Here is a 12,195-nt window from a genome sequence, read left to right as displayed (position 1 = left end):
AAATTCCATATTAAAAAGCCCAACTTCTCTACAAATCAAAATAGAGAAATTGAGCTTTTCAGTTACTTCATTTATTTATTGAATTCATTAACTGGAAGAAGTATTCAGGTTTATGTGTCTTATTTAGGTTATACCATGAATGTAATGCATCTGGTGTAAATACATCTATTTTTTTCAGTACCTCCATTGCAAATTCCAGAGGAGCTATTCCTGATGCAGTAATTAAATTCGCATCAGATACCGCAGATCCCAACTCATAAAACTTTTCTCCTTTATAGTTAGGACATACCATTTTAGTATATTCTAAGTTATTACTTGTATGCTTTCTAGTATCTAAGTATCCCATATTCGCGAGGCCCTCAGTTGCACCACAAATTGCAGCAACAATAGTGCCAAGTTTTAAAGCTTGGCCTATTCTTTCCAAAATAGGTTGATGAATTTCTTCACTCCAAGTAGTCCCTCCTGGTAAAATTAAAAGATCTTTACTCTCAAGAGTACATTCATCAAGGGAAATATCTGGTTTTATGCTCAGTCCTCCCATAGTAGTAATCATTTCTTTATTAGCTCCTACTGTAATTACTTTTAAAGGTGCTAAATCTTTTTTGAAATATCTTCCTGAGTTTAGTTCAGCAATTAAATATCCATATTCCCAGTCCGACATTGTATTAAATACATATAGAAAAACTTTTTTTGTTTGCATCCAATAACACTCCAATCACAATTGATATGGCTATTATAAAATAACTTCCCTGACAGTTAACGTCAGGGAAGTTATCATACTTGATGAAATTTTATTAATTCCGACAGAACTTCAATAAGTCTTTTCTTAAGACTTATTGGCTCAATAACTTTAATAGATTTATTGTACGGTAAAAGTAAATAAGGTACATATGTATGTAATATATCTTTTTCAAGAAGAAAAACTGCTTGATTTGAAGTCCGTTCTTGTAAATAATGTCCTAAAAACCAATGTTGGCAAATATCAGCCAATACACTTTTATCCCCATTGATAACCAAAGAAATAATCCCTTCCTTATCTTCTATAGTTGGAAGAAGATTTTTTATAAAAAAGTCACGTGCTGAAAAATTTTCTGGCCGGTTAAACTTATTTTCGGTTAGCATTAGACTTTCAATTCGATCTACTCTAAAACTACGGATAGCATTCCTAAGATGACAAAATCCAATCACATACCACTTATTATTCCAATAGATAATTCTGTACGGATCGACCAATCTATCATTTAATTGCTTTTCGCCACTTTTATGGTAAAGAATTTTTACTGAGCACCCGTCAGCTACGGCCTGCTCCAACTCCTTCAAAAAAGGTTCCATAGAGAGTGAACTTAATCGACTTACTACTTCAAGACTAGTTAAATGTTGGTTTACCTTTGTTTCTTGCTCTTGATTTGAGTATTTACTTAGTTTTGAAATGGCCCTGTTTAGTGCTTCACCTCCATAATATCCGGCTTCTTCTGCAAAAACAGCAGCGTGAAATAGTGAAGTTTGCTCCTCAAAATCAAAAAAAAGAGGAGCCTCAATAAAATTGTTCAATAAAGTGTATCCACCGTTATGTCCTGGTTCTGAAATTATAGGTACGCCACTTGTTGAAATTGTATCAATATAACGATACACAGTTCTTATATTCATCTCTAACTTTTCTGAAATTTGTTTTGCAGTAATTTTTTCACCTGAACGAAGCATCCATAGAATTGCTAACATATTGTCAATTTTAGGCATATAATTCCACCTCTATATAAAATTTATTTCTATTATATATTTCCGATTTTTGGTATAACTCATCAACTGTTCCTTTCCGATAGCTTTCTATATAATGAGGCCCTAGAATCATAAGTGCTTCCCTCCCTCATCATTTTTTTCACTCACATTGATGTAAAAAAAGACCAAATCAAGCTTGGTCTTTGTCGTTAATAATAATAATGATGACTTTATATTATTAGAGAATAAATATAAGTGTCAATGTCGCATCCGGGTCTGTTTTCGAAAAACTATTTCGTTCGTCAAAGATTTCGAAGTCTCTTTGATATTTTAGTTTGCGTTCAATATAGTCGATTCATTGTTTGTGAGCTTGCTTTGGGCATTTTCGTTCCGTTCTTAAAGCCTTTCGCTCTGCTACATCCGATGAGTCCTCAATTTTCCGATCATATTCAGAAATCACTTCATCTACTTTTCCAACTATTTGAGCGAGGTCTTCCAATGCTAACTCCTTTTCTTTTCCCGGTTCAATTTCTGGCATGATTTCTTTTTCAAGCAGCTCATCGTATAGCTGATTTGACTTTTCAATTAGACCATTATGATATTTCTCTATCGACTTTTTCCACACGAATGTAAATTTGTTCGCATTCGCTTCAATCTTTGTTCCATCAATAAAAATAGCTTCCTGATCAATTAATTTTTCCTGTACCAGCTGGCAGCGGAATTGAACGAAGCATTGACGAATCAGCTCTTTCACCTCTGGTTGGACACGGAAGCGGTTGATTGTGCGGTAGGTTAGTTCATATCCTTGAGCTAACCACATCATCCGAAGACTATCTTTTAAAAGCGATTCAATTTTGCGCCCTGAGAAGACGGATTGCGTGTAGGCACATAAGATAATTTTAAGCATCATGCATGGATGGTAGGCAGGACAACCCTCATTTCAAAGGAATGCTTCAAACGCTTCGGGCGGGATACTCTCGACTAAATGGTGAACATGGAAGACAATATCATTCTTTTGTAACTTCCTTCTAAATCTAAAGGCAAAACTTATTAATTCATGTTATAATTTTTAAACATAAGGATCCTTCTTTCTGTATAATTTTGTTGTGGTGACTTAATTTTAGCAGAAGTGGTCCTTATTTTTTATGAAAAAAATTTAAAGCCGGTGAAATTTTACTGATCGTAAAATTTCACCGGGTTTTTAGTTTAGAGATGGGTTTTGTCCCATCCTCCTTTTGTTTGATTTAGATTTACTATCTCTATTTGCATTTGTTGAACAAGCCTGCTGCAACTGCAGCATCAAAACTTCTTCTTGCAAATTGAGTTGGATTCCCAACATTCTCCCAATGCATGTACATTAATCTAGGATTATCGAAAAGCCAATGGTTATGCACCGCTGTAACAATGAGACCTCTTTTTTGAAGTTCTGTTATAAATGGATTAATTTCTTCCTGAAGTACAACAGATTCGCCGAGGTTTAATGTATTAACCCCACTGCCTTCAAAAGAAAGTGCAAACGGGAGTGCGAGAGGAGATCGAGTAATTCTTCCAAGAATAGTAGCTTTAATATCGCGAAGACGCATTACAACACAAACTGGTGTTGAAGAAATAACTTCCCCACCAATGATATTAGCAAGTTGTTGACATTTAATTTGACCTACGCAACCGTAGTATTCTTCTGACTGATTTTGACGATTACTATTTCCCAATCTATTCACCTCCTTTTTATTTTCTATTAATACTATATTCTCAAGTGATTGACATGACTGGGAGCTTTATGTACAAGCGCCTTTTATTAAATAATTTTTTCTATCGATTCGTATTCATTTCCCTACCATTCCAGCAAATTTTTTAAATTAGATCTACTATTGGTTGATTGTGGAAGGACATCACGTTGTTCTAACCAATTGTAGAATGGCACTGGACGAACTTTATGCTCTGTGTCCCCTACCATAGTTAAATACATAATAAAAGACACCCTTTTTTCGGGTGCCCTCTCGTTGAATTTATTAATTAAGTAAGCTAAATTTGCCTCACTGCTCTTTGTTAAATCTCTACTATAATTGTATTGTTATATCGCATAAGACCCTATCAGAATGTACATCAAGCAACTCTTAAGATAACATTTGAATAAATCGGGCAAAAAACACTTTCGGCTAATCGTGCAGCTGAAAGTGTTTATCTATAACCATAATAAAGCCCAGGCACAAATTAATTGAATACCTGAGCTTTGAAGTCAAATAAATTATAAGGGTGGAATTATTTATAGAATAATTTCTTTCTATATTATATCTCTATATGAGGCATTGTTATTCTCACAGCTAATTCTACAATCGGCTTTGAAAAAGTGCTTGGAATCATCGGACTTGGTAAATCTCCACCACGATTTACAAGCCCAAAAGATGCCTCTCCTATTTGAATCCAATCTAATTCATCTGTACCTTGTATAATGCCTATAAAATGATAATCTGCAGTATAAGTATCAAAGCCATCTTCATTAGGAAGAGCTCTCCAAACTTCTGCCTCTTTTGTAGGGTCAACTCCAAATTGTTTAAAGAATTTTAAAACTTCTGGGCTCGCATGTTGAATTTGCTTAGCGAAAAGTTGACAATCCTCGCAACCACAATGCGCTTTATTGGAAACTTTCGGAAGTGCTCTATACAATTCAAGCGTTTTATCCTTATCTATTTTTACAATAAAATCATTTAACGTAATTTCTTCCATAAAAAACTCCTCAGCTATGTTTTAATCACTGAATTAGAATGTTCCCTAAATATTGAGCATTGCCTGCTGAACTCATAAATTCAACTTCTAAAACATAATTTCCTTTGTCTGTTGGAAATTGAAATTCTCTAAAATCATCCAAAGCAAGTTCAGTTCGTTTGCCATCTTTTAATAAGGCAACAGTTATCTTTGGATCAGTCCATATATCCCCACCATTTTTTGGATTCTCTCTAAAATCCAAAGACATTTTTTGACCTGGAAAAACCTTTATTTCATCCAGTGATGATGCGTATTTGATAATATCTTTTTCTGTTTTCTTCACTTCTTCACTTGCCGTTTTCCAACTGATATTTGCTTCTGCTAATTGAAAATCTGAAGATAATCCCTCGAAATATATATGGGCAGTTGGCACCCCTACATCATAATCTTCACCAATACACCCTATTAATATAAAAATCAAACACAATCCTATAAATAATTTTAAAAATCCTTTCATATTCACCCTACCATCCCTTTCTCTATCGAAAGTATAGGTCATAAATGGAACACAATCCTGCTCCGCTAGTATAATAATACCTCAAACCAGCATCATTTGGAAAAATTACCCCATTTGATATATCGTTTATTCAGCTAAGCCCAGGACATCGACAAACATCCTATCCGTATGTCTGTCAACAAACCATAAAAAATAGCCCCCTTAACAAATAATTAAGAGTGCTATATATAATTCATAATCTATCACTTATCTCCAACTGGCTTTAATAAATTTACAGGGAGCCAACCAAGATATCTGACTTCTCCCTCAAATCTTACCAATAGATAACCATTAACTTCAATACTATATGATGAAAAAATGCTTCCCTTTTCAAACATTATTTCAGGTTTAGCTTCTTTTAATGGAGTGTGTTTCGCTTCTGCATTTTCTGTTAGCTCATAATGCACGTCCATTTGTCTCACTGTTGTCTCAAAGATTTTAAGATCTGTACCAGGATACTTCTCACATAACCAACCTACTCCATTACTCACGCAATACTTAAATTGTTCATTATTTAAATCCACGTATGAAGTATCACCCGTTTCATTGAAATATTTTCCGTAATATCCGTAATTATAATTACCATCACGATTAATAACAACATAAGTTGGATTGTTATAGAAAGAAGCACGAATCTTTATTGGTACTTCTTTGAAAACTACCAAATCCGTTGCTTGTACTCGATATTGCCCCATATAATAGAATGTTTTGCCTTCATATTTTTCAATATCATACGTTTTAAAGAAGTTTTTTTGTTTTACCACTAACGAATCAAATGTACCATCTGGATTTCTCTTGTATACCTTGATGTCTTTTTTAAAGGTCATTTTTCCTGTTTGCCCTTTAACAACTTCTGCTCCATCATACATCACTTTTGCTTCTGACTTTGTTGGATTTACTACTGCAAGTACAAATGCTGCTAGTAACACAATAAAAAATTTTTTCATTATTCTCCTCCTCAGCTTAATTTTACTAAACATAATCCCTCAGTATTATATACTATTAATCCTATATTCTACCAATGAAGGAATAGTAATGGCTCATCACCAAAAGTTTTGGATGACAAACATATGCCATTTATATAAGTTGAGTGGAGACTTGGCGAAAGCGAAGCGTCAGCGACAAATTTCAAAGGTTCTATCCACGACTCTGGACGTTCTATCCATCATTTCAAAGGTTCTATCCACGATTTTAAACTTTCTATCCATCATTTCAAAGGTTCTATCCACGATTTTAAACTTTCTATCCATCATTTCGAAGGTTCTATCCACGACTTATATCTATGCGAAAGCGAAGCAACAGCTACAAGTGTTCTCTGTAGCGAAAGCGAAGCGTCAGCTACAAGTGTTTTCTGTAGCGAAAGCAAAGCGTCAGCTACAAATGTTTTCATGTAGCGAAAGCGAAGCGTCAGCTACAAGTGTTTTCTGTAGCGAAAGCAAAGCGTCAGCTACAAATGTTTTCATGTAGCGAAAGCGAAGCGTCAGCTACAAGTGTTTTCTATAGCGAAAGCAAAGCGTCAGCTACAAGTGTTTTCTGTAGCGAAAGCAAAGCGTCAGCTACAAATGTTTTCATGTAGCGAAAGCGAAGCGTCAGCTACAAGTGTTTTCATGTAGCGAAAGCAAAGCGTCAGCTACAAAGCGCCCAATCGGAACGGATTTCAACCACACGCTATGGTGATGAGCCATAATAATGTAAAACAAATTTAGAGTGTTTTCTAGCTAGACATGACACTATTTAATGTTTTATTATAAATCGATTAGAGTAATTGATATCAGATGATTAAAAAATTGTAGAGGGTGTTCCTTGATGACAAATAATAGAATGAATCCGAAAGTTGATGAATTTTTAAGTAAAGCCAAAAAGTGGCAGGAAGAATATTCGGTGTTGAGAAATATCGTTTGTGACTGTGAGCTGACCGAGGATTTTAAGTGGATGCATCCTTGTTACACATTGGAGAACAAAAACATCGTGTTAATACACGGATTTAAAGAGTATTGTGCACTTCTGTTTCACAAAGGAGCCCTGTTAAAGGATACACATGGGATACTAATCCAACAAACGGAAAATGTACAAGCTGCACGCCAAATTCGTTTCACCAATGTGCAAGAAATAGTTGCAATGGAAACCATCATTAAAGACTACATTAATGAAGCCATTGAAGTTGAAAAAGCAGGTTTAGAAGTACCAATGAAAGAGCATAAGGAATACATAATTCCTGAAGAACTGCAAAATACATTCAATGAAATCCCTGCATTGAAAACTGCGTTTGAAGCATTGACACCAGGACGGCAAAGAGCATATATTTTATATTTTTCTCAGCCTAAACAATCCAAAACGCGAGTGTCAAGGATTGAAAAATACACGCAGCAAATTCTTGATGGAAAAGGATTAAATGATTAAGTTTAAAAGAAGATAAGATTAAATTTGGATCAATGCACTTAACTCTAAATCATTTAATAACCCGGCCAATAAACGGAGATATTATAATGTTTATTGGTCTTTTCACTTAATTCTCCTGCTTTAAGGGCAGCTAAAACCTCTTCTCCTTTCATTTGACCGTTCCTTTTTGCCGCCAATACGTCTAATCATAATTATGTGAACACCAATTCATCATTACAATCTTCACTACACCTTAACATAAATACCTAATTGATCCACCAACTTTTATTTAAGATAATGGCCCGATTATTGAACACAAGTTAAACAACACTCATCAACTAACCTGCACGTTACTTCAATAAGAAAAGCTGCCAGTATGTTGGCAGCCATTCACATAAGCACAAATTGTAGGTTTGAAAATAAGTTTGACTGTTTATAAAAAAGTTTGAACAAAACCTCTGTCTAGATATCCCCGATTTCAGCATGAACTTCCACATCTGGCTGATACATTAAATTCGTCTTTTGGAAGAAACTTCTGTAGCTGATTCGATTGTCCTCCTTAAGTCTGAGATGGATTAAAATTAACTTACCCAAATTTAAAGAATGACCTATATTTAATCTTTTATAAATTTAATCCAAATCTCTTTAATTCAATGAAAATACCTTCCAAACTTTTTCCTTTTTCCGTTAACGTATATTCCACACGAGGGGGAACCTCTGGAAATACCTTTTTTTCCAATATTCCATGATTTTCTAGTGTCTTAAGACGGAGTGAAAGTGTTTTCGGGCTAATTCCATTCATTGATTTCAATAGGTCACTGAATTGCATTGTTCCTTCTATAAGCAGATCCCGAATAATTAAAAAAGTCCATTTAGTCCCAATCACATCGAGCGTTTTAGCAATGGGACAAGTCTCACCTGGTGCCCCTTTCGTCAACACGACTGGCTCATTAACACTCATCTGAAACATCCTCCCTAAATTTTTTTTTACGAGTTTCCCCTTATCATATCACAATAGTATATTTTTAGTAACTTAATATATTAAATATCACTACTTCCCTAAATGAAGTTACTGTATATATAATATCGTTGAACTTATTATTCAATCCCTTTTTGGAGGAGGTGATCACAAATTAGTACGTAAAATCAACGAGACAAACTACCGTTAGCATTGTTAATCAGTGCTTTTGCTATCGGTACCATAGAGTCGCTATCATGGGTATTTTTCCAGATGTAACAAACGATTTGAACAGGGCTATTGGTTACCAGCTAAGTGCTAGGTGGTTTATTAAAGGAACACGAAATTAAAGGAGCTAGATAAAAATGAAAAATATACTTATTATTAACGGGCACCAGAAGTATAGTTCAGCAGAGGGGAATTTGAACCAAACATTGATGGACAAATTGGTCAGTTTTTTAAGCGAAAAGAACAATGTAAAAACAACAATTATTCAAGATGGATATACAATCGAAGAAGAACAACAAAAATTTATATGGGCTGATATTGTTATTTACCAAACACCTATTTATTGGTTCAGTGTCCCAGGCTTATTGAAGACGTATATGGATGAAGTATATGCTTATGGTTTATTTTTTAAGGGTGCTGATCCGTATGGAAAAGGCGGGTTATTGACTGAAAAGAAATATATGTTTTCGACTACCTGGAATGCACCTGAAAAAGCATTTAACGATCCAAGTCAATTTTTCGAAGGTAGCAGTCTAGAAGATGCATTAAGTCATTTACATCGTATACAGAAATTTCTCGGAATGAAACCTTTAAAGAGTTTCTCTTGTTATGATGTAGTCAAAAATCCGAAGGTTGAAAAGTTTGTATCCGAACTTGATTTACACCTGCAAGAGGTATTGAATTTTTAATCTATATAAGTAAACCTATAAGGGGAGAAAAACATGTTAAAAGATAAAAAAGTTGTAATTATCGGTGGAAGCTCTGGGATTGGTTTGGAATCAGCAAAACAGCTAATAGCTCAAGGGGCAGAAGTAATCATTGCCAGCCGTTCCGAAGATAAATTACGAAACGCAAGAGAGCAACTAGGAGTTAGAGCAACGGCTTATACTCTAGATACAACGCAAGAACAGCAAGTACAGTCTTTCTTTGAAAAAATCGGCCAGTTCGATCATCTTGTGATTAGTGCGGCAGAAACATCCAGTGGGTCATTCCTCCAAACGGATACAGCACAAGCTCGACAACTGTTTGAAAATAAATTTTGGGGACAATATTATGCAGCGAAATACGGTGCTCCGAAAATTTCACCAAACGGTTCAATCGTTTTATTCTCTGGGGTTGTAGCCTACAAGTCTATGGTTGGTTCAGCAATTTTAGGTGCAGTCAATGCGGCTGTTTCGAATCTAGGCCAGACTTTGGCATTAGAACTTGCTCCAATCCGAGTGAATATCGTTTCACCCGGTATAATTGATACACCTTCCCGTAGCAAAATGCCCGAAGAAGCACGTAATAATTTCTATGCTACTGTTGAAAACAAACTTCCTGTGAAACGAATAGGAAGAGCTGAAGATGTTGCGCAAAGCGTACTATACTTGCTACAAAATAGTTTCGTAACTGGAACCGCTCTTCATGTAGAAGGCGGTCACATTTTAGCTTAAATCAGCAGCTGAGGAAAAATCAAAGAATAATGGTTCTACCAATATAACAACTTAAACATTCGATTATTTCAGTTAACAACTTTATCATTTATTATTAGTTCTTAAAAACTGTCACAATAAAATAGCAGGGTAGAAACTTTTCATTTTCTATCGTTTTCTAATGGATTCAAAAAAAGAAAAAGCGCTTCAAACCCTTGATAACAAAGGATTCGAGGCGCTTTTCAATTGGTTCAAACTTGTTCTATCTGAGCCTTGATTCGTCCCACGGGGGATTCGAACCTACACCCAAATAATGTGACGTAAAGCCTTATGAATAAAGTGGTCGATACTAAAGTTTACCCTTTTACTAGGAAACTACAATCAAATCTAATTTCCTTTATGTTATTTGAAGCAGATCACTTGCTCTCCAAAATGCTCACACATTTGCTCACATAACTATTTTTTTGATTTAATTTTATATAACTCCGTTTATTTTAGGTTTGCTGAAAGCCTTAACAAATAATACTTAATCGTACTGATTTTACTCGGTATAACTAGTTTGATTAAGTAACTTTTATCCATTGTGAATAGATGCTTTTTGTGTGTCAACGATGTCCAAGATGAATCTAGTTAAACCTTAAGTCAATATGCTCCATCGGCCAACAGATGATATTAGTTGTCCCCATTATTTGTTCTTCAGAGATGAATCCAACTTCAGGATTTCGGCTATCATTACTTACACGACGATTATCACCTAATACAAAGTAATGCCCTTCTGGTACGGTAGTTTCACCTAAATTTTGCTCTAGCGTAAAATCATAAGTGAGTGTCCCAGTATCCTTTAATTCATTCTTGTATTGATCTAAATAAGGTTCATTGTACTTCTCACCGTTTATGTATAATTGATCATCCTTATACTCGATTTTATCTCCTGGTAGACCAATGATACGTTTTATATAATTTGTTTCTTCATTCATTTCGATAACAACAATGTCAAATCGATCATATGACTGAAGTGTTGGACCAATTTTATTGACAATCACGCGATCGTGGTCTTCAAGTGTCGGCATCATAGAAGCGCCTTTTACAAGTACCGGAGTAAATAGGAACTGCTTGATTACAAATGAAAGCATTAGAGCGAAAGCAATTGCCTTTACCCATTCCCAAAACTCATTTTTTTGTTTTCCCTGTATTTTTTCTTCCAAAACTTTCACCTCCTAGTGTTCTATTATTTAACGCTAAACAAGGAAAATAGTTTCAGCTTTCTTTTAAAATATTTTATTTTTCAGGAAATTCATCACAAATTATAGGCGCAAGACATGCCCCAACAATTGTAAAGAACAGGCCCGCAAAAAACGAGTGTGCGTGTCCAACCTAAATATGATTAGGCTTTAAGCAGCTAAAAAAGCCCTCCACAGAAGATTGTAGAAAAATTTTCATTTGATTCTTGTCCGTACAAATATTTTTAAGGGAGACTGGCTTGCCTCCCTCTTAATGCAAATTTTTTTCATTCAACGGCCGTAGCCAAGTCATGTGCCAACACTTCTACCCCCGTCATTCTCCCAACGATCAATGTCCCAAATAACATCAACATCTTCCCAGCCATCATGTATTTCTCCGTTAGGAAGGGTACAGGTTCTTACTATAGAAATCATACATCATCCTTTTTAATAATATTTGATGTTTCTATATTATGTCATGTTATTTGTTTTGTTCATCGCCAAATATGGGGGGGAATTTGAGAGCTAAAAATCCAACAGCCACCGAACATTGAACCATTTCTATGGCTACATACTCTCTGTACTATCATAAAAACACCAAAAATTATAGCTGCTGGAACAAGTGCTGGAATAGGGATTAGAACTGATTGATAGTGAGATGAAAAGGATACGTCTCTTTTTTGTACTTACCTACAAAACAATTATCCAATCAAAAGGGTACCTTTTAAGTCTGAGAGTATCTGTTGCAACTGGATCAATTATCTGAATTTTTATAGCTAATAGTAGTTTTCCATAAAGTTAGGGTAGCGAATCGTTAATGTAGTTAAACTAACTGATATGCTTTTTTCTGGAAAGCATATTGTTCATGAATAAATAAAAAACCCCTGTAAAAGTGAACTGCTCCCTGTCAAGTAGACAGTGGAAATAATAAAAAGCTTTTAAGCGGCTTTAGCCCTATATTCTAATGGGCTTAAGCCGTTTAATCGTTCTTGGTATCTATCGTTATTGTAAAACTGGATA

General features: G+C 35.0%; 15 protein-coding genes and 1 pseudogene. 5 read left to right on the top strand and 11 right to left on the bottom strand.

All coding sequences use genetic code 11. From position 1 onward, the window contains the following. Window positions 1–67 precede the first annotated feature (67 nt). From BFJ97_RS22550 to BFJ97_RS22520, 8 genes and pseudogenes are all read right to left on the bottom strand, one after another. Window positions 68–700 carry a type 1 glutamine amidotransferase family protein gene (locus BFJ97_RS22550; protein WP_068986851.1) on the bottom strand — a complete coding sequence of 211 codons (633 nt, stop codon included), beginning with the start codon at window positions 698–700 and terminating at the stop codon, window positions 68–70. 74 nt (window positions 701–774) lie between these two features. After that, window positions 775–1,737, bottom strand: coding sequence for a helix-turn-helix transcriptional regulator (locus tag BFJ97_RS22545; protein WP_068986850.1), 963 nt, complete (start codon window positions 1,735–1,737; stop codon window positions 775–777). Window positions 1,738–1,978: 241 nt separating this feature from the next. Next, a pseudogene (locus BFJ97_RS22540) lies at window positions 1,979–2,760 on the bottom strand (transposase); the annotation flags it as partial. A gap of 215 nt (window positions 2,761–2,975) precedes the next feature. Beyond that, window positions 2,976–3,425, bottom strand: a complete 450-nt coding sequence (locus BFJ97_RS22535) for a DUF1259 domain-containing protein (RefSeq protein ID WP_263297569.1) — start codon at window positions 3,423–3,425, stop codon at window positions 2,976–2,978. Window positions 3,426–3,547: 122 nt separating this feature from the next. Next, entirely contained in the window at window positions 3,548–3,682 is a 135-nt protein-coding gene (locus BFJ97_RS25565; protein WP_302621821.1) for a hypothetical protein, read from the bottom strand. Between the two features lie 320 nt (window positions 3,683–4,002). Then, complete coding sequence (locus tag BFJ97_RS22530; RefSeq protein WP_068986848.1) at window positions 4,003–4,440, bottom strand: hypothetical protein; 438 nt, start codon at window positions 4,438–4,440, stop codon at window positions 4,003–4,005. A gap of 25 nt (window positions 4,441–4,465) precedes the next feature. Next, window positions 4,466–4,936, bottom strand: a complete 471-nt coding sequence (locus BFJ97_RS22525; protein WP_068986869.1) for a hypothetical protein — start codon at window positions 4,934–4,936, stop codon at window positions 4,466–4,468. Window positions 4,937–5,178: 242 nt separating this feature from the next. Next, window positions 5,179–5,922: a hypothetical protein gene (locus tag BFJ97_RS22520; protein ID WP_068986847.1), complete on the bottom strand. Its 744-nt coding sequence runs from the start codon at window positions 5,920–5,922 to the stop codon at window positions 5,179–5,181. A gap of 88 nt (window positions 5,923–6,010) precedes the next feature. On the opposite strand from BFJ97_RS22520, the gene BFJ97_RS22515 reads away from it, so the two are divergent. The 3 genes from BFJ97_RS22515 to BFJ97_RS22510 all read left to right on the top strand — a co-directional run bounded on the left by BFJ97_RS22515 (window position 6,011) and on the right by BFJ97_RS22510 (window position 7,375). Then, window positions 6,011–6,442 (top strand): hypothetical protein, encoded by a 432-nt coding sequence (locus tag BFJ97_RS22515; RefSeq protein WP_068986846.1) that lies wholly within the window; start codon window positions 6,011–6,013, stop codon window positions 6,440–6,442. A gap of 23 nt (window positions 6,443–6,465) precedes the next feature. Next, a complete protein-coding gene (locus BFJ97_RS25560; RefSeq protein WP_302621820.1) occupies window positions 6,466–6,588 on the top strand; it encodes a hypothetical protein in 123 nt (40 codons plus the stop codon). Window positions 6,589–6,781: 193 nt separating this feature from the next. Continuing rightward, window positions 6,782–7,375, top strand: a complete 594-nt coding sequence (locus BFJ97_RS22510) for a YdeI/OmpD-associated family protein (RefSeq protein WP_068986845.1) — start codon at window positions 6,782–6,784, stop codon at window positions 7,373–7,375. A 601-nt stretch (window positions 7,376–7,976) separates the two neighbouring features. Here BFJ97_RS22510 and BFJ97_RS22505 read toward each other — a convergent pair. Then, window positions 7,977–8,315, bottom strand: coding sequence for a winged helix-turn-helix transcriptional regulator (locus tag BFJ97_RS22505; protein WP_068986844.1), 339 nt, complete (start codon window positions 8,313–8,315; stop codon window positions 7,977–7,979). Window positions 8,316–8,677: 362 nt separating this feature from the next. Here BFJ97_RS22505 and BFJ97_RS22500 point away from each other — a divergent pair, with 362 nt between their 5' ends. Together BFJ97_RS22500 and BFJ97_RS22495 are read left to right on the top strand one after the other, a co-directional pair. Beyond that, window positions 8,678–9,229, top strand: coding sequence for an NAD(P)H-dependent oxidoreductase (locus BFJ97_RS22500; RefSeq protein ID WP_068986843.1), 552 nt, complete (start codon window positions 8,678–8,680; stop codon window positions 9,227–9,229). Between the two features lie 33 nt (window positions 9,230–9,262). Beyond that, entirely contained in the window at window positions 9,263–9,976 is a 714-nt protein-coding gene (locus BFJ97_RS22495) for an SDR family oxidoreductase (RefSeq protein WP_068986842.1), read from the top strand. A 605-nt stretch (window positions 9,977–10,581) separates the two neighbouring features. Here BFJ97_RS22495 and lepB read toward each other — a convergent pair. After that, on the bottom strand, window positions 10,582–11,160 hold the full coding sequence (gene lepB, locus BFJ97_RS22490) for a signal peptidase I (protein ID WP_083227135.1): 579 nt from the start codon (window positions 11,158–11,160) through the stop codon (window positions 10,582–10,584). Window positions 11,161–12,113: 953 nt separating this feature from the next. After that, window positions 12,114–12,194: an IS3 family transposase gene (locus BFJ97_RS25755; protein WP_223553224.1), complete on the bottom strand. Its 81-nt coding sequence runs from the start codon at window positions 12,192–12,194 to the stop codon at window positions 12,114–12,116. Between the last annotated feature and the right edge of the window lies 1 nt (window position 12,195).

Source organism: Lysinibacillus xylanilyticus, assembly GCF_001708185.1.
GTDB lineage: Bacteria > Bacillota > Bacilli > Bacillales_A > Planococcaceae > Lysinibacillus > Lysinibacillus xylanilyticus_A.
Note: the sequence above shows the minus strand (reverse complement) of the source record. Positions and strands in the feature narration are given on the sequence as shown.